General features: G+C 69.3%; 19 protein-coding genes. 17 read left to right on the top strand and 2 right to left on the bottom strand.

Annotated elements, in window-relative coordinates; translation table 11 throughout:
• Positions 1 to 16 precede the first annotated feature (16 nt).
• A complete protein-coding gene (gene eboE, locus ACGFIF_RS34910; protein WP_393160372.1) occupies positions 17 to 1240 on the bottom strand; it encodes a metabolite traffic protein EboE in 1224 nt (407 codons plus the stop codon).
• A gap of 199 nt (positions 1241 to 1439) precedes the next feature.
• On the opposite strand from eboE, the gene ACGFIF_RS34905 reads away from it, so the two are divergent.
• Genes ACGFIF_RS34905 through ACGFIF_RS34835 form a run of 15 tightly spaced genes read left to right on the top strand, consistent with a single transcriptional unit; the run spans position 1440 to position 18239 of the window.
• A complete protein-coding gene (locus ACGFIF_RS34905; RefSeq protein ID WP_393160371.1) occupies positions 1440 to 2435 on the top strand; it encodes an ABC transporter permease in 996 nt (331 codons plus the stop codon).
• Entirely contained in the window at positions 2432 to 3541 is a 1110-nt protein-coding gene (locus ACGFIF_RS34900) for a substrate-binding domain-containing protein (protein WP_393160370.1), read from the top strand. The genes ACGFIF_RS34905 and ACGFIF_RS34900 overlap by 4 nt, the downstream gene beginning before the upstream one ends.
• Entirely contained in the window at positions 3538 to 6129 is a 2592-nt protein-coding gene (locus ACGFIF_RS34895) for an ATP-binding cassette domain-containing protein (RefSeq protein WP_393160369.1), read from the top strand. Before ACGFIF_RS34900 ends, ACGFIF_RS34895 begins: the two co-directional genes overlap by 4 nt.
• A gap of 54 nt (positions 6130 to 6183) precedes the next feature.
• A complete protein-coding gene (locus ACGFIF_RS34890; protein WP_393160368.1) occupies positions 6184 to 7242 on the top strand; it encodes a 2,3-butanediol dehydrogenase in 1059 nt (352 codons plus the stop codon).
• Positions 7243 to 7264: 22 nt separating this feature from the next.
• Positions 7265 to 7711, top strand: a complete 447-nt coding sequence (locus ACGFIF_RS34885; protein WP_393160367.1) for a VOC family protein — start codon at positions 7265 to 7267, stop codon at positions 7709 to 7711.
• Between the two features lie 13 nt (positions 7712 to 7724).
• Complete coding sequence (locus tag ACGFIF_RS34880) at positions 7725 to 8807, top strand: SDR family oxidoreductase (RefSeq protein WP_393160366.1); 1083 nt, start codon at positions 7725 to 7727, stop codon at positions 8805 to 8807.
• Positions 8804 to 9784, top strand: a complete 981-nt coding sequence (locus ACGFIF_RS34875) for a zinc-binding dehydrogenase (RefSeq protein ID WP_393160365.1) — start codon at positions 8804 to 8806, stop codon at positions 9782 to 9784. The genes ACGFIF_RS34880 and ACGFIF_RS34875 overlap by 4 nt, the downstream gene beginning before the upstream one ends.
• Positions 9781 to 10839 carry a zinc-binding dehydrogenase gene (locus tag ACGFIF_RS34870; RefSeq protein WP_393160364.1) on the top strand — a complete coding sequence of 353 codons (1059 nt, stop codon included), beginning with the start codon at positions 9781 to 9783 and terminating at the stop codon, positions 10837 to 10839. The genes ACGFIF_RS34875 and ACGFIF_RS34870 overlap by 4 nt, the downstream gene beginning before the upstream one ends.
• Positions 10836 to 11738: an NAD(P)-dependent oxidoreductase gene (locus tag ACGFIF_RS34865; RefSeq protein WP_393160363.1), complete on the top strand. Its 903-nt coding sequence runs from the start codon at positions 10836 to 10838 to the stop codon at positions 11736 to 11738. The genes ACGFIF_RS34870 and ACGFIF_RS34865 overlap by 4 nt, the downstream gene beginning before the upstream one ends.
• 1 nt (position 11739) lies before the next feature.
• Complete coding sequence (locus ACGFIF_RS34860; protein WP_393160362.1) at positions 11740 to 13116, top strand: M24 family metallopeptidase; 1377 nt, start codon at positions 11740 to 11742, stop codon at positions 13114 to 13116.
• Entirely contained in the window at positions 13113 to 14177 is a 1065-nt protein-coding gene (locus tag ACGFIF_RS34855; protein WP_393160361.1) for a thiamine pyrophosphate-dependent dehydrogenase E1 component subunit alpha, read from the top strand. Before ACGFIF_RS34860 ends, ACGFIF_RS34855 begins: the two co-directional genes overlap by 4 nt.
• Positions 14165 to 15142: an alpha-ketoacid dehydrogenase subunit beta gene (locus ACGFIF_RS34850; protein WP_393160360.1), complete on the top strand. Its 978-nt coding sequence runs from the start codon at positions 14165 to 14167 to the stop codon at positions 15140 to 15142. Before ACGFIF_RS34855 ends, ACGFIF_RS34850 begins: the two co-directional genes overlap by 13 nt.
• On the top strand, positions 15139 to 16065 hold the full coding sequence (locus ACGFIF_RS34845) for a 2-oxo acid dehydrogenase subunit E2 (protein WP_393160359.1): 927 nt from the start codon (positions 15139 to 15141) through the stop codon (positions 16063 to 16065). Before ACGFIF_RS34850 ends, ACGFIF_RS34845 begins: the two co-directional genes overlap by 4 nt.
• Positions 16062 to 17528, top strand: coding sequence for an NAD-dependent succinate-semialdehyde dehydrogenase (locus tag ACGFIF_RS34840; protein WP_393160358.1), 1467 nt, complete (start codon positions 16062 to 16064; stop codon positions 17526 to 17528). Before ACGFIF_RS34845 ends, ACGFIF_RS34840 begins: the two co-directional genes overlap by 4 nt.
• Before the next feature lie 21 nt (positions 17529 to 17549).
• A complete protein-coding gene (locus tag ACGFIF_RS34835) occupies positions 17550 to 18239 on the top strand; it encodes a dienelactone hydrolase family protein (protein ID WP_393160357.1) in 690 nt (229 codons plus the stop codon).
• On the opposite strand, the gene ACGFIF_RS34830 is transcribed toward ACGFIF_RS34835, so the two are convergent.
• Positions 18236 to 19177: a cupin domain-containing protein gene (locus ACGFIF_RS34830; protein WP_393160356.1), complete on the bottom strand. Its 942-nt coding sequence runs from the start codon at positions 19175 to 19177 to the stop codon at positions 18236 to 18238. The genes ACGFIF_RS34835 and ACGFIF_RS34830 overlap by 4 nt on opposite strands.
• Positions 19178 to 19266: 89 nt before the next feature.
• Between ACGFIF_RS34830 and ACGFIF_RS34825 the strand changes: the two genes are divergently transcribed.
• A complete protein-coding gene (locus tag ACGFIF_RS34825) occupies positions 19267 to 20118 on the top strand; it encodes an NAD(P)H-binding protein (RefSeq protein WP_393160355.1) in 852 nt (283 codons plus the stop codon).
• An 89-nt stretch (positions 20119 to 20207) separates the two neighbouring features.
• Positions 20208 to 21494, top strand: a complete 1287-nt coding sequence (locus ACGFIF_RS34820; protein WP_393160354.1) for an erythromycin esterase family protein — start codon at positions 20208 to 20210, stop codon at positions 21492 to 21494.
• Positions 21495 to 21528 lie beyond the last annotated feature (34 nt).

Genomic DNA, 21528 nt, shown 5'->3' with positions numbered 1-21528 from the left:
CTCCCTGTTGGCCTGATCAGTGCGTACCGACGGCGCCGCGGACGCCGAGGGTGTCCCGGACCCAGTCGAGTTCGCGGCTGACGTACTCGTCGATGTCCCCGGTCTTGAGGTGCTCCGGGAGCACGTCCCAGGTGTAGGTCTCGATCTCCAGGTGGTCCGAGAGCGGCGTGCGCCGGTGCAGGTCCAGGGCGGCCTCGATCGACGACCGGGTGGTCCGGAACCCACCGATCTCGTCCAGGAACACCGGAACGTGGAAGTGGGTCCGCCACTCCCGCCGGCCACCCGGGGCCGCGTGCCACGCCTCGATCGCATCGCCGAGGTTGAGGTAGCGGGTGAGCTGCCCGTCGCGGCGCTCGGTGGTCTGGCTCAGGTAGATCGTGTCGGTGAACTGCTTCAGCGCCTGCACCGCGTCGGCGGTGACCTCGGGCACCCACAACGCCGCGGCCTGCTGCAGTTTGAAGATCGGGATGCCGGCCGCGACCAATGCCTCCAGCGCGGCCGGAATGTCCTCGAACTCGACCGACTGGTGCCCGATGTCGAACACCACGCCGAGATGCCGCCGGACCAGTCCGACCGCGGTCGACATCGGGACCGAGGCCAGCTTCGCGAACTCCTCGGTGCCGGCCCGGGAGAAGATCCGCTCCTCGAAGTAGCGCACCGTTTCCTCGGTCGTCTCCAGGAAGCAGAACGGCTCCGGCTCGAGGGCCAGCTTCACCCGGCGACCGGTACGGCGTTCCACGTCGACCAGATGGGCGACGGTGCGGAGCAGGTTCGTGGTGAAGCGATCGACGAACGCGGGTCCGTCGACGTTCGGGCGGAACGCCAGCGGAGCGGTCTGGATGGACGGCTCGACGTCGGCCTCGGTGATGTCGACCAGTACGTCAGCGACGCCCATCGTGTAGCGGGTGCGATCCTCGGTCGCCCAGTCCGGCTCGTACACCTGCTCCATCACCGACCGGCCCTTGAAGGGCCCGTGCGGGAACGCGTTCACCGTATAGACGTAGAGATCCTGCTCGCGAAGAAGGCCGAGGAAGTCGGCCCGCTCGGCCGGGTCGGCCAGCAGCGTCGCCACGGAAGCGCCGGACAGTCGCAGGGACAGTCCCATCGGCGCGTCCGGGGACACCTTCCGCTTCACCGCCGGAACGTGCCGTACGACGCTGTCGCGCATCTCGGCCCAGGTGTCGCCGGGATGGACGAGCGTCGAGTAGGTGAGGTGACCGAGTCCGTTGCTGAGCAGCATGTGGTGTTCGCCTTCGAGCAGGTGAGTGATCAGTCCTACTGAACAGCCGGGCAGGTAATGAAGTCAAGATCCTGCATAAGTTCACTCACAGTCGCCGACCTGAAGGATTTCGGCGAAGCGATGACGAGATCTTGTGAACACCAGAGTGGATATGTACAGTCCTGCCAAACATTCGCCGGTCGACTGTGAGGTGGGAAGCATGCGCGTCTCCCGGGGACTGCTGACCGTCAGCGCGGCGCTCGTCCTGCTGGTCGTGGCCAGCGCCGTACTGGCGCCCACGAGTGTGGACCACAGCGCGCTGCTCGGCATGCTGCCGTTCGCGGCGGTCTTGGCCATCGTCGGTATCGGGCAGACACTGGTGGTGCAGCAGGGCGGGATCGATCTGTCGGTTCCCGGTGCGGTTTCGCTGGCGGTGGTCATCACCACCCACCGGCCGGCCGGTGACGATGACAAACTGCTCGGCGCGCTGCTCTTCGGACTGGTCGTCGCCATCGGGTTCGGCATCCTCAACGGGGTGCTGGTCGGCTGGCGCCGGCTCAATCCCATCGTCGCGACCCTCGGCGTCAACGCGCTGGCGTACGCCGCGGTGCTCAGCATCTCGGGCGGTTCGCCCCGCCGCACCACGGCGCTGTTGCGTTCGGTCGCCGGCGGCGTCACCTTCGGGATCCCGAACTCCGTCTACTTCGCGCTCGTCGTGGTCGCCGTCGCGGCGGTGGTCATGAAGACCACTGTCGGAGGTCGTCGCTTCGAGGCGATCGGAGCCAACCCGATCGCCGCGGCCGCGACCGGGCTGCCGGTCACGTGGTACCGGGCCGGCGCCTACGTGTGGGCGCAGATCCTCTATTGGCTCGCCGGCGTGCTGCTGGCCGGGATCATCGCCCAGCCCACCGCGTTCCAGGGCGACTCGTATCTGCTGCCGTCGGTCGCCGCGGTGGTGCTCGGCGGTACGTCGCTCCTCGGTGGCCGGGGCTTCCTGGTCTCCACCGCCGTCGCCGCGGTCTTCCTCTCCCAGCTCGAGCAGTTCGTGCTCGCGCTCGGTGTCTCGTTCGCCACCCGAACTCTGGTCGAGGCGGCCGCCCTCACCGTGGGTGTCGCCCTGTACAGCGTCGACTGGGCCGCCGTACGTCGCCGGTTCACGTCCGCCCCTCAGCTGCCCCTCAGCACGGCAAGTTCCAGGAAGGGAACCTCGTCATGATCCGATCCGCTCGCCGCGCGCGCCTCGTCGCGTTGCTCGGTGCCGGTGCCGTCGGTCTCGCTCTCGCGGGCTGCGGCGGCTCCGGCTCCGCCGCAGAAACCTCCAACAACGCAGCCGCCGCCGGCGACGTCCCCTCCTGGTGTGGGGACAAGGAGGCCGTCCTCGGGATGACCGACGGCTTCGGCGGCAACAGCTGGCGACTCGTCACCACGGCGGCCGCCAAGGCGGAGGCCGCCAAGTGCCCCAGCATCACCAGCTTCGAGTACGCCGACGGCCAGGGCGACACGCAGAAGGCCATCGCCGACATCCAGGGGATGGTCGCCAAGGGCGTGAACGCGCTGGTCGTCTTCCCCGACGCGGGTGAGGCGGTGTTGCCGGCGATCCGCAGCGCCTACAAGGCCGGCGTCGTGACGGTGCCCTACCGGGTCGACCCGGGCGGTAAGTCCGGCGAGGACTACGACGTGTTCGTCGACACCGACTTCGCCGACGCCGGCAAGAACTGGGGCGAGTGGATCAAGAAGATCCTGCCGGACGGTGGCAACGTGCTCTTCCTCAGCGGCCCGCCCGGCAACAGCCAGGGCCGCAAGGAAGCCGAGGGTCTGCACGCGGTGCTCGATGCCGGCGGCAAGTACAAGTTCATCGGTGAGCAGCCGTTCGAGGTGACCAACTGGGATCCCGCCGAGACGCAGAAGGTGCTCACCGCCGCGATCTCGCAGAACGCGGACATCGACGTCATCGTCTCCGACTTCGGCCCGTCCCTGGTGGGCGCGATGCCGGTGTTCGAGCAGAGTGGCCGCTCGATCCCTGCCATCGCCGCCTCCGACGGCAACGTCCTGTCCTGCTTCTGGCAGGACCACAAGGCGAAGAACCCCGACTTCAAGCTCTTCACGGTCTCGACCCAGAACGACCACTCGCGGCTGGCCGTCCAGCACGCGGTCGCGCGGGCCACCGGCGGTGAGGTCCCCTCCTCCTCGACCTTCCCGTCGGTGGTCTTCGAGGACTCCACCTCCACGGACAAGCCGGTGCAGTGCAAGCCCAACCTGCCCGACGACGTCTATCTGTCCGCGGAGATGACCGGCGAGGAGCAGGCGAAGCTCCTCAAGTGAGACCCGACCGAACACCTGACCCGAAGGACGCTGTGGTGATCAACCAGACGCAGGAGACGAAACCTGCCCAGGCAGTGGGCGCCGGGGACACGGCAACCGCGACGCCCACGCTGGCACTGCACGACATCTCGAAGTCGTACGCCGCGGTCGCCGCGCTGACCGACGTGTCCCTCGAGGTCCGGCCCGGCGAGGTCCACGCGCTGCTCGGCGAGAACGGTGCCGGCAAGTCCACTCTGATGGGAGTGGCCTCCGGCACCACCTCCCCCGACCGGGGCAGCATCGCGGTCCTCGGCGAGACCGTCGACGAGGTCAGTCCCGGACGGGCGACCGAGCTGGGAATCGCCATCGTGCACCAGCATCCCGCCGTCCTCCCCGACCTCACCGTCGCGGAGAACATCGCGGTCGCGGTCCCCGGGCGCTTTCTCGACGGCGGAACCGACCGGCGGGCGGCGATGCGGGCCTTGCTGCAACGTGTCGGGTGCACCGCGCACCTGGAGGACCGGGTCGGCCACCTCAGCATCGCTCAGAAACACCTGCTCGAGCTGGCCAAGGCGATGGCGATGAAGCCCCGGTTGCTCATCCTCGACGAACCGACCGCCCCGCTGGGCAAGGAGTCCGTCGGGCTGCTGTTCGACCTGGTTCGCTCCGCCGCCGCCCAGGGAACGGCCGTCGTCTACATCACGCATCGGCTCGCCGAGGTGCGCGAGCTCGCGGACCGGGTCACCGTGCTGCGGGACGGGCACCATCGAGGGACCGCGGTGGTCGCCGAGGTCACCGACGACGAATTGCTGGCGATGATCGTCGGCCGGCAGCTGGAGTACACCTTCCCCGCCAAGCATCCGGGTGCCGACGACGAGCAGCCGGTGCTGGCCGTCGAAGCGTTGTCAGGGGAGCGGTTCTCCAACGTCTCCTTCACCGCACGGCGAGGCGAGATCATCGGTGTCGCCGGGGTCGTCGGAAACGGTCAGAGCGAGCTCCTCCGTGCCCTCGCCGGCCTCGACGGACACACCGGTTCCGTGGCCATCGACGGCGTCCGGCGTACGCATCGCCAGCTGCTGCGCTCGTCGGCGTACCTGCCGGCCGACCGGCATCACGAAGGACTGATGATGTCGCTGTCGGTGCGGGAGAACGCGGCGCTCAGCGCGCTCGAGCGGCTCGGTCCGTCCCGGTTCGTCAGCCGCCGGCGCGAGGTAGAGCTGGTCGGTGCCGAGGTGGCCGGGCTCGCGGTGAAGACGGCGAGTCTCGAGTCGCCGGTCACCAGCCTGTCCGGTGGCAACCAGCAGAAGGTCGTGCTGGCCCGGTCCCTGCTCGCCAAGCCGGCGATCCTGCTCGCCGACGAGCCCACCCAGGGTGTCGACGTCGGCGCCCGCGCCGAGATCTACCGCATCCTGCGCGAGGTCTCCGCCAGCGGGGTTCCGGTCATCGTCAGCTCGTCGGACGCCAAGGAGCTGGAGGGACTCTGCGACCGGGTCATTGTGGTGTCGCGTGGTCAGGTGGTGGCGTCGCTGGCCGGTGCCGAGGTGACCGAGGAGCGGATGGTCCGGGCGGCGGTCGAGTCGACCACGCACACCCGCACCGAGGAGAAGCAGGCCGCTCGGTTCAGCCTCAGTCCGGCCTGGCGCCGCAGGCTCGAGGGCGACTATGCCCCGGTCCTCATTCTGGCCGCCGTGATGCTCTGCCTCGGCGCCTACATCTACTCCCGCAACGAGCGCTACCTGCTGCCCTTCAACGTCACCTCGGTGATGCTGCTGGTCAGTGCGCTCGGTTTCATCGCCCTCGGCCAGACGGTCGCCCTGATGACCGCCGGCATCGACCTATCCGTCGGCCCGCTCGCGGGTTTCCTCGTCGTGGTCGGTTCCTTCTTCCTGACCGAGGGACATTCCGGTACGGCGGTGATCCTCGGACTGGCCCTGATGGCCGCACTGGCCGCACTCGCCGGAGCGGTCAACGGTTCGCTGATCAGATTCGGGAGGTTCACCCCGGTCGCGGCGACACTGGCGACGTACATCGCCCTGCAGGGCTTCAGCTTCCTGCTGCGGGACAAGCCCGGCGGGCTGATCAGCCGTACGGCGACCGACCTCATCACCATCACGATCGGTCCGGTTCCGGTCGCCTTCGTCGTCCTGATCCTGGTCGCGTTCGTGATGGAGTTCGTGCTCCGCACCGGCCGTTGGGGCCTGAACCTCCGGGCGGTCGGCTCCGACGAGGAGTCCGCCCGGCGGCTCGGCGTACGGACCACCCGGACGGTCGTCACCGGCTACGTCGTCGTGTCCCTGTTCACCTTCCTGGGCGCCCTCGTCCTGCTGGCCCAGCTCGGGATCGGCGATCCCGCCCAGGGCGTCGGCTACACGCTGACCAGCATCACCGCCGTGGTCCTCGGCGGAACCAGCCTGCTGGGTGGCCGCGGCACCTTCGTCGGCACCCTGCTGGGCGCCGGTCTGATCGTGCAGCTCCTCAACGCGACCACCTTCCTCGGCCTCACCCAGACCTGGCAGTACCTCTTCCAGGGTGCCCTGATCGTGATCGCGGCCCTTGTCTACAGCCAGGTGCGAGGTAGCGGCCGCAAGGCCGAGGGCGTCGCACACTGACCGCACGGGGCCAAAGGGATTGGACCCTCCTCGTCGACAACGAAAGGACACGCCGTGCGAGCAGCGCGCTACTACGGGAAACAGGACATCCGGGTGGAGGAGGTCGCCGAGCCCCGGCTGCGGGACGCCGACGACGTACTGGTCGAGGTCTTGTACTGCGGCATCTGCGGGACGGATCTGCACGAGTACGCCGTGGGGCCGATCGTCACCCCGACGACTCCGCATCCACTCACCGGCGTGACCCTGCCGCAGACTCTCGGGCACGAGTTCTCCGCCCGGGTGGCCGCGATCGGCGCCGACGTCCGCGCGGTCGGCGTCGGAGACCGGGTCTCGATCATGCCGGCCATCGTGTGCGGGCGGTGCCGCTACTGCCGCCGCGGTCAGGGCCACCTGTGTGTGCAGTTCGCCTGCACCGGCCTCAGCGCCGAGACCGGCGGCTTCGCCGAGTACGCCGTGGTGAAGGAGTACCAGGTCGCCAAGCTTCCCGACGAGGTGTCGGATCTCGAGGGAGCCGTCATCGAGCCGGCAGCGGTGGCCGCGTACGGCGTGGAGCGGGCCGGTGTGACCGGCGGAGACGTGGTCCTCGTGACCGGCGCCGGGCCGATCGGAATTCTCACCGCCATGTACGCCGCCGCGGTCGGCGCGTCGACCGTGATCATCTCGGAGCCGAACAAGAACCGCTCCGCCCTGGCGGCCACGTTCGGCATCGGACCGGTCGTCGATCCGACCACCGGTGAGCTCGACGAACTCGTCGGTCAGCTCACGAACGGCGACGGCGTCGATCTCGCGGTCGAGTGCTCCGGCAGCACTCCCGGGCTCGCGTCCTGTGTGACACAGACCCGCAAGCGGGCCGCGATCGTCCAGACCGGGTTGCACACGCAGCTCGCCACTCTCGACGCGATGGCGTTGTCGGCCAAGGACCTCACCCTGTACGGCAGCTGGTGCTGGCAGCTGACCGACTGGCCGCGGATCATCCGCATGGTTGCCAATGGCACCTATCCGGTCGGCAAGGCGATCTCGGCGCAGATCCCGCTCGACGACGTCGTGACCAGGGGCTTCGACGCCCTGATCGATCCGCAGGGCGACCAGCTCAAGGTCCTGGTCGGATCCTGACCCGAGGAGAAGGAGACATCTGATGTTCGGAGACATGCACCATGTCGGCATCACCGTGCGCGACATGGAGGAGTCGCTGGCCTGGTACGAGCAGATGTTCGGGCTCACGCCGGAATTCATTGCTGAAGGCAGCGGGCCCGAGCTGTCCCGCGGCGTCGGCGTGCCGGGTGCGAAGCTGCGATTCGCCTTTCTCCGGTTCGGCAGTTGCGTGGTGGAGTTGCTGCACTACGACAACGAGCGCGAGGAGACGTTCGACCGCTCGAACGCCGATGTCGGCAGCGCGCACGTGTGTATCGACGTACCCGACATCCACCGGTCGTACGAGGACCTGCGGGCCAAGGGCGCCGAGTTCCTGGCGCCGCCGCTGCACATCGAGGACGGCCCGCTCGAGGGCTGCTGGTTCGTCTACTTCAAGGATCCCAACGGCGTGACGCTCGAGCTGTTCCAGAGCGTCGGCGGCAAGCACTGAAGGAGCATCACGGATGACTGAACGCCGAGCGCTGGTCGTCGGTGCCACCGGCCTCACCGGCCGGAACGCCGCCGAGCACCTGGCCCGGTCCGGCTGGGAGGTGACCGGGGTGTCCCGCAAGCAGGGCCTGGACACCGACGGCGTGCGCGCTGTCAGCGCCGACATCTCCGACCCGGAGTCGATCGCCGCGGTCGCCCGCGAGGTCCGGGCCACCCACGTCTTCTACTGCACGTGGTCGCGGCAGGAGACCGAGGCGCGCAACATCGAGGTCAACGGGGCGATGCTGCGCAACGTCCTCGAGACCACCGGCCGCACCGACACGCTCGAGCACGTCTGCCTGGTGACCGGGCTCAAGCACTACCTCGGCCCGTTCGAGGCGTACGCCCAGAACCCCGCCAAGCCGCCGTTCCACGAGAGCCAGCCGCGGCTCGCGCACGAGAACTTCTACTACACCCAGGAGGACATCCTCTGGGCGGCCGCCGAGCGGTTCGGATTCAGCTGGACCGTGCACCGGCCGCACACGGTCATCGGGTACACCCTCGGCAACGCGATGAACATGGGCGTGACCCTGGCCGTCTACGGCACGCTCGCCCGCGAGACCGGCATCCCGTTCGTGTTCCCGGGTTCACCCGAACAGTACGACGGGACCACGGACATCACCGACGCCCGGCTGCTCGCCGAGCACCTCGCCTGGGCTGCCACCACACCGGCGGCGGCCAACGAGGCGTTCAACGTCACCAATGGCGACACCTTCCACTGGCGGCAGATGTGGGAAGTGGTGGCCGACGGTCTCGGTGTCGAGCCGGCGCCGTACCCCGGACACCCGAGTCCACTCGAGGACCGGATGAGCGCGGCTGCCACGATCTGGCGGCGGATCGCCGATCGGGATCGACTGGCTGAACCTGACATCGAGCGCCTCGTGTCCTGGTGGCACACCGACAGCGATCTCGGCCGGACCGTCGAGACCCATGCCGCGATGACCAAGAGCCGGGACGCCGGATTCAGCCGGTCCCAGGACAGCGGCCGGTCCTTCCTCGAGCTCTTCGATCGGCTGCGGGCCGAACGGATCATTCGGGCGGGGGTGAAGCAGGGATGAAGGCGGTCCAGTTCCAGGGCGTCGACACGCTGGCGTTAACCGATGTCGCCGTACCGCGCATCGGCGCCGACGAGGTCCTGGTCGCGCTGCGGTCGGTGGGGATCTGCCACTCCGACTTCGAGCTGCTCGAGGGGCGCTACATCATCCCGTTCGGGTACCCGATCATCCCCGGCCACGAGTGGTCCGGCCAGGTCGCCGAGGTCGGCCGGGAAGTGACCGGGTTCGCGCCCGGCGACCGGGTGCTGGGCGAGTGTGTGATCGGCCTGGAGCACTTCGGCTTCTCGATCTCCGGGGCCGCCGCCGAGTACTTCGTCGCCCGCCCGGAGTGGCTGCACAAGGTCCCCGACGAGCTGACCGACAGCCAGGCCGCGCTGGTGGAGCCGTTCAGTTGCGCGTACTTCGCGGCGATGCGAGCCGGCAACGTCAACGCGAGCGACACCGTCGTGGTCTTCGGTGCGGGCCCGATCGGGCTGAGCTGCATGGCGGTCGCCGCCACGATGGGCGCCCGGGTCGTCGCGGCCGAGCCGGACAAGACCCGTGGCGACCTGGCTCGTCAGCTCGGCGCCGAGGAGGTGCTCGACCCGACGTCGGACCGCTTCCTCGACCAGGCGCTGGAGCTGACCGGAGGCCGGGGCGCCGATGTGGTCATGGAGGCGTCCGGTCAGCCGGCCGCGATGGCGGCGACCTTGGAGGTTGCCGGGTTCAACGGCCGGCTGGTCAACATCGGCATCGATGTCGGTCGCAGCGCGACCGCGAAGCTGGGGCTGATCCAGTCCAAGCAGTTGCAGATCCGGGGCACCATCGGGTCGCCCGGTGTCTGGCCGGAGACCCTGCGCTTCCTGGCCCGGACGGGTCTCGACCTCACTCCGATGATCACCAGCAGGTATCCGCTGGCCCAGGCTCCGGAGGCGTACGCCGCGGCCCGTCGTACCAGTGAGAACGTCAAGGTGCACATCGAGAACGGCGGTGCCGCGTGAAAGCCGTGGTCCTGCATGCCGCCGGGGACATCCGCATCGAGGAACGTCCCGAACCGCCGGCTCCCGGTCGGGGCGAGGTGCGGCTGCGCGTCACCCGGGCCGGACTGTGCGGCACCGATGTCAGCGAATACACGGCCGGGCCGATGATGACTCCGCTGAAGACGCGGCACCCCAACTCCGGAGTGCTCGGGCCGGTGGTGCTCGGGCACGAGTTCATCGGCGTGGTGGACAGCGGAGGTGAATCCTTCGCCGTCGGTGACCGGGTCGCGGCCGGAGCCGGCGTCTGGTGCGAGAACTGCTCCTGGTGCCGGCGCGGCCAGACCAACCTGTGCGAGTCCTACTGGACCTACGGCCTGTCCGCCGACGGCGGGCTCACCCAGCAGATCACCGTGCCCGAGGCGATGCTGCACCCGATCGCGCCGCACGTCGCCGACGACAACGCCGCACTCGCCCAGCCCGTGGCGGTCGGACTGCACGCAGTCGATCGCAGCCGGGTCCGCCCCGGCGACGTGGTGGTCGTGCACGGCGCCGGCGCGATCGGATCGTTCGTCATCGCCGGTCTCAAGGCCGCCGGTGCCGGAGTGATCATTGCCGTGGACATCGATGACGGCCGGCTCGAGACGGCGGCCAAGCTCGGCGCCGACGTGACGGTCGACGCGTCCTCGACGGACCCGTTGGAGGTCGTGCGCGAACTGACCGGTTCCGCGTTGGCCGATGTCACCGTCGAGGCCAGCGGCGTACCCGACGGATTGTCGCGCGTCCAGCGGCTCACCCGGCGCGGCGGCACCGTCCTCCTGGTCGGCCTGCCCAAGGGCGAGGTGTCGTTCACCGCGAACGACCTCATCCTCCGCGAGATCGACGTCATGACCACCGTGGCCCATGTCTGCGACCAGAACCTGCCGGCCGCGCTCGCACTGCTGGCCGAGCGCGACCTGGCGTCGCTGCTCGTCGAACGCGTCGTACCGCTCGACCGGGTCGTCGAGGACGCCTTCATGCCGTTGGCCGGCGGTACGGCGCGGGGCAAGTTCCTTGTGAACCCTCGGGAGCTGTCATGACGCTCCGGGTCGGATTCTGCGGCGCCGGCCGGATGGGCACCGAGATGGTCACCGCTCTCACCCGGCAAGGGTTCGTGGTGACCGTCTGGAACCGGACCGCGGCACGTGCCCTGGCGACCGCCGAACAGACCGGTGCCGAGGTAGCCGACACTCCCGCGCTGGCAGCCAAGAATGCCGACGTCGTGATCACCATGCTCACCGACGGCGAGGCCGTACTCCGGACTCTGGCCGGTGACGACGGCGTACTCGCCGGAGCCCGGGAGGGCATGGTCGTCGTGGACTGCTCGACGACCGGGGCACACGCGGCTCGAGCGGCCGCGGACCGGTGTGCTGCGGCAGGCGTGAGCTTCATCGACTGCCCCGTGAGCGGCAGCACCCTCGTTGCCCGCGAAGGCAAGCTCGGACTGATGGCCGGCGGGGATGCCGCCGCGATCGACCGGGTCCGCCCGGTGCTCGATGCCCTCGGCACGGTCGTCCAGGTCGGGCCGACCGGCGCCGGCGCTGCCGCCAAGGTGTCGATCAACGCACTGCTGCACACCTTCAGCACCGCCCTGGCCGAGTGCCTGGTCACCGCTCGCGCCGCCGGTGTCTCGACTCCCGCGCTCTTCGACGTCCTCTCGGTGGGCGTCCTCTGGAACCGCTTCCTCGACTACAAGAGGGCCGCCTTCACCGACCCCGACGGTACGGCGGTCGCCTTCGACCTCCGCACCGCCACCAAGGACCTCGGACTCGCAGCCCGCGCCGCCGATGACGCCGGCCTGCGCGAGTCCGTCGTACGGCGGGCCCTGGAACTGCACCGGCATGCGCTGGACGACGGACTCGGCGACCGGGACATGGCCGCGATGACGGCCTGGTTCGCGGCAACGGCCGATCCGCCCGGCCGAACAGAAAGGAACTGACGTGGGTATCCACACCTATGGGACGAACGCGGTCGACTGGGAGCAGCGGCTGGATCTCGACCGGCTGCGCACCGAGCGGCTGGCCAAGCTCCGGGCCGAGCTGGACCGCTCCTCGCTCGGCGCGATCCTGGCGTTCGACTTCCCCAACATCCGCTACATGACCGCCACCCATATCGGCACCTGGGCGAACGACAAGCTGATCCGGTTCGCACTCCTGGTGCGCGGTGCCGAGCCGATCATCTGGGACTTCGGATCGGCGGCCCGGCACCACCAGCTCTACAACCCGTGGCTCGACCACGCCGGACCCGAATCGGCTGACGCGGTCCACGGTCCGCACCATGGCGCGACCCGACCGGAGGGTGGTGCGCGGGCCGGGATCTCCACCCTGCGCGGTGCCTTCCACCCGGGAGCGGGGATCGCCGAGGAGGTGGCGCGCAAGATCAAGGCCGAGCTGGAGCAGCACGGTCTGCTCGGTGAACCGCTCGGCGTCGACGTCATCGAGTTGCCGATCCTCGCCGCCCTCCAGCAGACCGGCATCCAGGTCGTCGACGGCCAGCAGGTCTTCCTCGAGGCGCGGCGGATCAAGACGCCGGACGAGATCGGGCTGCTCACCCAGGCGGCCTCGATGGTCGACGCCGCCTACGACCGGCTCTACGAGTTCCTCCGGCCCGGGGTCCGGGAGAACGAGACGGTCGGGCTGGTCAGCAAGGCGCTCTACGACATGGGTTCGGAGTTCGTCGAGGGTGTGAACGCGATCAGTGGCGAGCGGTGCGCACCGCATCCGCACGTGTATTCCGACCGGATCATCCGGCCGGGCGACCCGGCGTTCTTCGACATCCTGCACAGTTACCTCGGCTACCGGACCTGCTACTACCGCACCTTCGCGGTCGGCAGCGCCTCCGCGGCCCAGAACGACGCATACAAGATCTGCCGGGAGTACATGGATCAGTCCATCGCCCTGGTGAAACCCGGTTCGACCACCGCCGACATCGTCTCCATCTGGCCCACCGCGCAGGAGTTCGGCTTCGCCGACGAGGAGGCCGCCTTCGCCCTCCAGTACGGCCACGGTGTCGGACTGTCGATCTGGGAGAAGCCGATCTTCAGCCGGCTGGTCTCACTCGACCACCCCGAGGTCCTCGAGGAGGGGATGGTCTTCGCCCTCGAGACCTACTGGCCGGCGAAGGACGGCTGGTCCGCGGCCCGGATCGAGGAGGAGCTCGTCGTCACCGCCGACGGCTGCGAGGTGATCACCAAGTTCCCCGCCGAGGAACTGCTCGTCGCCGGGCAGCGCTACTACACGACCGGCGGGCCGCTGCCGACCCGGCGTGAGTCGCAGTCGCACCTCAACACGCCCGTCTTCAACGGAGAACTGGTATGACGCTGCCACTCGAACGCCATGCGTACGGCGAGCACGACATCGTGCTCCCGTCGGGAAGCCAGACCAGGTACGACGACGCCGACGTCGACCGGGACACCCGGCTGCTGATGTACCGGCGGTTGCAGGAGATGCGCCGGTTCGAGAAGCGGGCCTACGACCTGTTCATGCAGAACCTCGTCAAGGGCACCACGCACCTGTCCCTCGGCATGGAGGCCGTGGCGACCGGATTCGGTACGGCGATGCGCGCGGACGACTACACGTTCGCGACGTACCGCGGCCATGCGCACACCCTCGCCCGCGGAGTCCCGATGGAGGGCGTGCTGGCCGAGCTCCTCGGCCGCTCCAACGGGTTGCTCGGCGGCAAGGGCGGCTCGATGCACCTCACCAGCGTCGAGCACGGCGTGATGGGTTCGTACGCGATCATCGGCGCACACCTCACCATCGCGAACGGAGCCGCCTGGTCCGCGCAGTACCGGGACAGCGGGCAGGTCGCGGTCTGCTTCTTCGGTGACGGCACCACCAACATCGGCGCCTTCCACGAGGCCCTCAACTACGCGGCGGTCTTCAAGCTCCCGGTCGTCTTCGTCTGCGAGAACAACCAGTACATGGAGTACACCGCGATCGCCGACATCACCGCCGTACGTCGCCCGGCGGCGGACCGGGCCGGTGCCTACGGCCTGGAGCCGATCGTTGTCGACGGCAACGATGCGGACGGGTGCCTGCTCGTCGCCCGGGACGCGCTCGCGCAGGCCCGGTCCGGTCGGGGGCCGGCGCTGGTCGAGGCACTCACCTACCGGCACGGCGGCCACTCGCGGGCCGATCCCGGCAAGTACAAGCCGTCCGGGGAGCTCGAGGCGTGGCTCGAGCACGATCCGCTGAAGCTCTACCGCGGCCGGCTCGACCGGCTCGGCTTCGCCGCCGCGGAACTGGACGAGATCGAGCGCCAGGTCGACGAGGCCGTGAACGCGGCGACCGAGGCGGCCAAGAACGGATCGGTGCCGGATCCGGCATCGGCGTACACCGAGGTATGGGCAGACGGAGGACACTCGTGGCGCAACTGACCTATCGCGAGGCGGTGGCCCGCGGCATCGCCCAGGAGATGCGACGCGACGAGCGCGTGGTCCTGGTCGGTGAGGACGTGGCCGGCTCCGGCGGCGTCTTCAAGACGACCGCCGGGCTGCTCGACCAGTTCGGGCCGCGCCGGGTGATCGACACCCCGATCTCCGAGCAGGCCATCCTCGGTGCGGCGATGGGTGCCGCGATGACCGGGCTGCGGCCGATCGCGGAGATCATGTTCTCCGACTTCTTCGCGGTCTGCTGGGACCTGGTGGTCAACCAGATGGCGAAGACCCGCTACATGACCAACGGGCAGGTGACCATCCCGCTGGTGGTGAAGAGCGGCAACGGCGGCGCGCTCCGGTTCGGCGCGCAGCACTCGCAGTCGATCGAGAACTGGGCGATGGCGGTGCCGGGGATCAAGGTCGTCACCCCGTCGTGCCCGGAGGACGTCGTCGGGCTGATGGCGGCCGCGGTGCGCAGCGACGATCCGGTGCTGTTCTTCGAGCACAAGGGCCTCTACGCCAGCAAGGGCGAGGTGCCGGACGGGATCATCGAGGACGTCCTCGGCGAGGCCAAGATTCGCCGCCCCGGCACTGACGCCACCATCGCCGCGCTCGGCCTGATGGTGCCCCGGGCGCTCGAGGCCGCCGAGCGACTCGCGGAGCGCGGGATCAACTGCGAGGTCATCGACGTACGGTCGCTGATCCCGCTCGACGCCCGGACCATCCTGGACTCGGTCGGCCGGACCGGGCGGTTGTTCACCGTCGAGGAGAACCCGCGCGCGCTCGGCTGGGGTGCCGAGATCGCCTCGATCGTCAGTGACGAGGCGTTCTGGGACCTCGACGGCCCGGTCGTCCGGATCACCACGCCGCACGTCCCGCTGCCGTCGGCGGACTCGTTGGAGGACCTCGTCATCCCGTCGGTGGACCGGATCGTCACCGAGATCGAGAAGGCGATGCAGGCGTGAGCGCCACTGTGCAGCGGCACCGGGACAGTCCCCGGGTACGACGCCTGGCCCGGGACCACGGCGTCGACCTCGCCGGGATCCGGCCGTCCGGTCGCCACGGTCGGGCCACGTCCACCGACGTACTCACCTTCGCAGCGGCATCAGCTCAGCCACCGTCGCCGGCTCCAACCACCGCCGCAACATCGGTGAGGGTCGAGCGGCTGTCGCGGCGGCGCCGGGTGATCGCCGAACGGATGCATCGGTCGCTCCAGGAGTCCGCGCAGCTCACCACGGTCATCGAGGTCGATCTCACCCACGTGGTCACCGTTCGCGAGGCGGTGAAGAACGAGTTCCGCAGCCGGTACGGCGTTTCGCTGTCCGTCCTGGCGTTCGTTGCCGAGGCCGCAGTACGGGCGCTGGCCGACCACCCGGTGATCAACGCCGAGCTGGATCTCGGCGCCGGGACGGTCAGCTACCCGTCGTCGGTCGGCCTCGGCATCGCGGTGGACACCGAGGACGGGCTCGTCGTCCCGGTGATCCGGGACGCCGGCGATCTCACCGTCGGCGCGCTGGCCCGCCGGATCGCCGGGCTCGCGGCCCGGGCCCGGGAAGGTTCGGCGACGGCCGACGACTTCGCCGGGGGATCGTTCACGATCACCAACACCGGCAGCCGCGGTGCGCTGTTCGACACCCCGATCCTCAACACGCCCGAATCGGCGATCCTCGGCCTCGGCGCCGTCGTACGCCGTCCCGTCGTCCTCGCCAGTGAGACCGGAGAGGAGCTGATCGCGATCCGTTCGATGGCCTACTTGTCCCTCACCTACGACCACCGATTGGTGGACGGCGCAGATGCCGCCCGCTACCTGACGTCGGTCAAGACACGACTCGAGACCCCCGGCCGCTCGTGGGCGGACAGCGTGGGTGTTCAGGAGGTGGCCCGATGAACGCGCTGACGACCGACGAGCGGACCGTCGTCTCCGCCGTACCGACCGGACTGTGGATCGGCGGAGCCGTCGTCCCGGGATCACGCGGCACGCTCGAGGTCCACGATCCGGCGACCGGCGCCGTACTCACCGAGGTCGCCGACGCGGACGCCGGCGATGCCCGGGCAGCGCTCGACGCCGCGGTCGCCGTGCGGATCGACTGGGCCCGGACCGCTCCTCGGGAACGCGGCGAGATCCTGCGGCGGGCCTACGAGTTGATGACCGCACGGGCCGAGTCCCTCGCCCTGCTGATGACCCTGGAGATGGGCAAACCACTGGCCGACGCCCGGGCCGAGGTCGCGTACGCGGCCGAGTTCCTCCGCTGGTACGGCGAGGAGGCGGTCCGGATCTCCGGTCGCTGGTCGGTGGCACCCGATGGGAGCAGCCGACTGCTGACCATGAAGCAGCCGGTCGGGCCGAGCCTGATGATCACGCCGTGGAACTTCCCGCTGGCCATGGGCACCCGCAAGGTCGGGCCCGCGGTCGCGGCCGGCTGCACGATGGTGGTCAAACCGGCCGCGCAGACCCCGCTGTCCATGTTCGCCCTCGCCGCGCTGATGCAGGAGGCCGGACTCCCGGACGGCGTATTGAATGTGGTCACCGCGTCCCGCAGCGGCGAGGTGATGGAACCGCTGATCCGGGACGCGCGGCTGCGCAAGCTCACCTTTACCGGATCCACCGGTGTCGGCCGCCGCCTCGTCGAGCAGTCGGCCACCCAGTTGCTACGGGTCTCGATGGAGCTAGGCGGCAATGCCCCCTTCCTGGTCCTCGCCGACGCCGACCTCGACGCCGCCGTCGAGGGAGCGATGGTGGCGAAGATGCGCAACATGGGTGAGGCCTGCACCGCCGCCAACCGGTTCCTCGTGCACGAGTCCGTGGCCGACGAGTTCGCCGCCCGGCTGGCGAGCCGGATGGCCGCGCTCCGCGTCGGTCGCGGTACCGAGCCGGGTGTCCAGGTCGGGCCCCTGATCGACGAACCTGCCCGGGACAAGGTCAGCGAACTCGTCCAAGAGGCCGTCGACGGCGGCGCGAAGATCGTCACCGGGGGACGGCCGGCTGCCCTGCCGGGCTGGTTCTACCGGCCGACCGTCCTCACTAACGTCGCGCCGGACGCGGCCTGTCTCCGCGAGGAGATCTTCGGTCCGGTCGCTCCCGTCACCCGCTTCGCCACCATCGACGAGGCGATCAGCCTGGCCAACGACACGGAGTACGGCTTGATCGCCTACGCCTACACGCGCGACCTGTCCACTGCCCTCCGTCTCGCCGAGGAACTGGACACCGGCATGGTCGGCCTCAACCGGGGCGTCATCTCGAACGCCGCCGCCCCCTTCGGTGGTGTCAAACACTCCGGCTTCGGCCGCGAAGGAGGGCCCGAAGGCATCCAGGAGTTCCTGCACACCAAGTACGTGGGCCTCGACACCTGACCGGCTGTCTAGGATTCGCGTATGGGTGTGAGTGTGCGGGTTGGGGAGCAGGAGGCCTATCTGGCTCGGGTGGGGCGGGCCGGGATGTTGTTGTTGCCGATGATCACCGGGATCGGGGCGCAGGTCCGGGACTGGGCGGACGAGTTGGCGGGGGAGGGGATCACCGCGCTGGTGTGGGATCCGTTCAAGGGGCGGAACATCGACAACTCGACGCGGGCCGAGCTCGGCGCGCTGTTGAAGGAGATGGACGACGACGCCGCGCTGGCCGAGCAGGCCGAGTTGCTGGACCACCTGACCGACGACCTCGGCTGCACCAAGGTCGGCGTGATCGGGTGGTGCCTCGGCGGACGGTTCGCGTTCTTGCTGGCGGCGCGCGATCGACGGCTGGCGAACGTCGTCGCGTTCCATCCGACCGTGCCGTCGGAGCTGTCTTCGCACCACACGTACGACGCGATCGCGGAGGCCGGTGCGATCACGGCGCCGGTGCTGGTGAGCTACCCCAGCGCGGACACCCTCGTCCCCAACGCCGACTTCGAGGCTCTGCAGGCCGCGTTACAGGCCCGGCCGAGTGGTGCGACCTTCGCGCAGTACTTCCCCGGCGCCGAGCACGGGTTCACCGAACGCACCCGGCAGGAGACGGCAGTCAACGCCGAGGCCTACCACCTCGCCTGGCCGCAAGCACTCGCGTTCATGCGCTCCACCACGCACTAAGCCGCGGTCACCGCGCGGCGGTGGGCTGTCGGGGTGGTGCCTCGGACTCGTTTGAAGGCGACGCTGAGGGCGAAGGCGTTGGCGTAGCCGACGCGGCGGGCGATGGTTTCCACGGTGTCGCGGGTACCTCGGAGGAGGTCGGCGGCGAGGGCGATGCGCCAGCCGGTCAGGTAGGTCATCGGGGCCTCGCCGACCAGGGCGGTGAAGCGGCGGGCCAGGCTGGCCCGGGAGACGCCGACGCGAGCGGCCAGTTCGGTGACGCTCCACGGATGGGACGGGTTCTCGTGGATCAGTCGCAAGGCCAGCCCGGCAACGGGATCGCTTTGCGCTTGATACCAGCCCGGCGCATGGGACTCCGGCCGGGCGAACCACGCCCGCAGCGTGGTGATGAGCGCCAGGTCCAGCCATCGGTCCAGCACGCTCTGCTGACCGGGTTCGTCGCGCTGGATCTCGCCGAGCACGATGTCCATCACCGAGCCGGCGACGTCGGCGGCCGGTACGACGAGCACCGAGGGAAGGGCCGAGAGCAGCCGCTGACTCACATCGCCGGCCAACTGATAGGTGCCACTGACAACCATCGCCTCGCCCTCGGCGCGACCGCCGTACGTCCGGACCCCGAGCCGGGCGCTGTAGTCGACAGGTGCCCCAGGCAACGGCTCGCACACCCCGCCCGGATGGATGCGGAGCTGCGGCGCGGTCTCCAGTGCGTCACCCACGATGTACGGCGTCGTGCCGACGAACACCGCGACGTCGCCCTGCTCCATCCGCACCGGCTCGATGCCGTCCCGTCGTACCCAGGCCGCACCGCGGACCAGGGTGGCGAGGGAGAGCGCGGCCTCGTCGCGGATGTCCAGGGCCCAGGGCGGATCCATGATCGTCAAGTTGAACACGCCGCCGCGCGCCCGGGTCCCGGCCAGCAAGTCGTCGAGCACATCCATACCGCCACAGTACGCCATTGAGCTTCTCGAACATCGAATTGCGCCGAACAACCATGGTTTGTCTCACCGAACCACGATGAACTTGAGCCATGACAACGACACCGATTCTGATCCTGAGTGGTAAAGGCAAGACCGGCCGCCGCGTCGTCGAGCAGCTCGAGGCCCGCGGAGTGCCGTACCGGCTGGCCTCGCGGTCGAGTGCGCAGCCCTTCGACTGGTACGACGACAGCACCTGGTCACCCACCATCGCCGGCGCCGACACGGCGTACCTGGCACCGCCGGTCGGCCCGACCGGGCTGGCCCAGGCCTGCCGGTTCATCAAGCAGGCGGCCTCCGAGGGTCTCCGCCGGGTCGTCCTGCTCTCCGGCCGTGGCGTCGGCAGCCCGGGGCGCGACTTCGCCGTGTACGACGAGCAGCTCGCGCTCGAGGACGCGGTCAAGGCCAGCGGCGCCGACTGGACGATCGTTCAGCCGGCCTGGTTCGCGCAGGGCTTCAGCGAGGACTTTCTGCGCTACCACGTGCTCGACGGTGAGATCCGCGTCTCGGCCGGCGACGGTGGCGAGGCCTGGATCGACACGAACGACGTCGGCGACGTGATGACCGCCGTACTGCTCGACGAGGCGCACACCGGTGCGACGTACACGATCTCCGGACCGCGCTACCTGACCATGACCGAGATCGCCGCCGAACTGTCGGTTGCCACCGGCCGGCCGATCAACTACGTCGACCTCGAGCCGCAGGCGCACGTCACCGAACTGGTCGAGCAGGGCCTCGACCGCGAGGACGCCGAGGCCGTCCGCGACCTGTTCGCGGTGATCCGCAACCACCGGTCCGAGTACGTCTCGGACGGAGTCCAGCAGGTCCTCGGCCGCGCCCCGCGCGACTTCACCGACTGGGCCCGCGAAACCGCCGCAACCGGCCTCTGGTCGACGGAACAGTAGAGCAGGCTCCACCCCCAAGTAGGGCGTCGGCAGGATGGGGAGCGGCAGCCGGCCGGGACAGGGTTGAAGCAACCACCAAGGAGGCTTCGATGACGAGAATCCCGGCCGCTGTCGCTCTGCTCGCGGCAGTCGCCCTGCCTGCGTCCACGGCGATCGCGGCGCCGCCCAGCCAACTGCAGGTCAGCCCCATCCCCGCACTGACCCGCGCCGCCCACCCACTCGTGAGCACCGAACCATCGGGCAACGCCCGGGACCTGCAGCCGCTGACCAGGATGGTCGGTACGGCGAAGATCGTCGGCGTCGGCGAAGCCACGCACAGCTCGCACGAGTTCTTCACCCTCAAGCACCGGATCTTCCAGACCCTGGTCGAGCAGAAGGGTTTCAGTGCGTTCGTCCTGGAGGCGAGCTGGAGCACCGGTCTCGAGCTCGACCGGTACGTCGTCACCGGCGTCGGCGACCCGCGCGAGATCATGCGCCGCGAGTTCCAGGACGCGTACAAGTTCTGGAACGCCCAGGAGTACCTCGACCTGATCGAGTGGATGCGCGACTACAACCGCACCCACGCCCGCAAACTCCGCTTCGTCGGCGACGACGTCGGCTACGCCGGCCCGGCCCTCGTCGACCGGGTCGCCAAGGCGGATCCAAGGCTAACCCGCCTGTACGCCGGCATCCGATCGGACGCCGAGTACAGCAAGTGGAGTACGACGTACTTCGCCAAGCCACTGAGCGAACGCCAGGCCATCGAGGCGGCGACGCGTCAGGCCCTCGAGCTGGTGCAGAAGACGACGAAGGATCGCTGGACGGTGCAGCACGCGCGTGCGATCTGGCAGACCGCCAAGCTGTACTCCTTCGACGTCGAGGATCCCAAGGAGTTGCCCAAGGCAATGTTGTTCCGCGACCAGGCGATGGCGGACAACACGGCGTGGTGGACCCGGACGACCGGTGACAAGGCGCTGTTGTCGGCGCACAACGGGCACATCGGATACGACTCCTCGATGCCGTCGCAGTACCCCAAGATCCAGGGCGCGTTCCTGCGTGACCAGCTCGGCAAGGACTACGTCAACCTCGGGTTCAGCTTCGACAGCGGCTCGTTCAACGCGAACGACACCGAAGACCCGCAGGGGCGGCTGCGCACGTTCACCGTCCCGTCGGCACCGCCCGGCAACAACGAGCACACCCTCGCCCGGGTGCCGTACCGCGACTACCTGGTCGACCTCCGCACGCTGCCCCGGTCCACGAAGGACTGGCTGAACGTCGCCCGCCCGACCCGTGACATCGGCACCGCCTACCCATGGCCCGACTCGCCGGTGAACCTCGCCACGTCGTACGACGTCCTGATCCATCTGCACCGCGTCACCGCGGCGAACCTGCTCTGAACGAACGCAGAGGCCCCCGCACCCACCTGAAGGT

This window comes from Kribbella sp. NPDC049174 (assembly GCF_043197365.1).
Lineage (GTDB): Bacteria > Actinomycetota > Actinomycetes > Propionibacteriales > Kribbellaceae > Kribbella.
This window is presented reverse-complemented; position numbering and strand designations above follow the sequence as displayed.

Coding starts and splice junctions, on each gene's coding strand:
- eboE (WP_393160372.1), bottom strand. CDS start 1,240: ATGCTGCTCAGCAACGGACTCGGTCACCTCACCTACTCGACGCTCGTC.
- ACGFIF_RS34905 (WP_393160371.1), top strand. CDS start 1,440: ATGCGCGTCTCCCGGGGACTGCTGACCGTCAGCGCGGCGCTCGTCCTG.
- ACGFIF_RS34900 (WP_393160370.1), top strand. CDS start 2,432: ATGATCCGATCCGCTCGCCGCGCGCGCCTCGTCGCGTTGCTCGGTGCC.
- ACGFIF_RS34885 (WP_393160367.1), top strand. CDS start 7,265: ATGTTCGGAGACATGCACCATGTCGGCATCACCGTGCGCGACATGGAG.
- ACGFIF_RS34880 (WP_393160366.1), top strand. CDS start 7,725: ATGACTGAACGCCGAGCGCTGGTCGTCGGTGCCACCGGCCTCACCGGC.
- ACGFIF_RS34875 (WP_393160365.1), top strand. CDS start 8,804: ATGAAGGCGGTCCAGTTCCAGGGCGTCGACACGCTGGCGTTAACCGAT.
- ACGFIF_RS34865 (WP_393160363.1), top strand. CDS start 10,836: ATGACGCTCCGGGTCGGATTCTGCGGCGCCGGCCGGATGGGCACCGAG.
- ACGFIF_RS34855 (WP_393160361.1), top strand. CDS start 13,113: ATGACGCTGCCACTCGAACGCCATGCGTACGGCGAGCACGACATCGTG.
- ACGFIF_RS34840 (WP_393160358.1), top strand. CDS start 16,062: ATGAACGCGCTGACGACCGACGAGCGGACCGTCGTCTCCGCCGTACCG.
- ACGFIF_RS34835 (WP_393160357.1), top strand. CDS start 17,550: ATGGGTGTGAGTGTGCGGGTTGGGGAGCAGGAGGCCTATCTGGCTCGG.
- ACGFIF_RS34830 (WP_393160356.1), bottom strand. CDS start 19,177: ATGGATGTGCTCGACGACTTGCTGGCCGGGACCCGGGCGCGCGGCGGC.
- ACGFIF_RS34825 (WP_393160355.1), top strand. CDS start 19,267: ATGACAACGACACCGATTCTGATCCTGAGTGGTAAAGGCAAGACCGGC.
- ACGFIF_RS34820 (WP_393160354.1), top strand. CDS start 20,208: ATGACGAGAATCCCGGCCGCTGTCGCTCTGCTCGCGGCAGTCGCCCTG.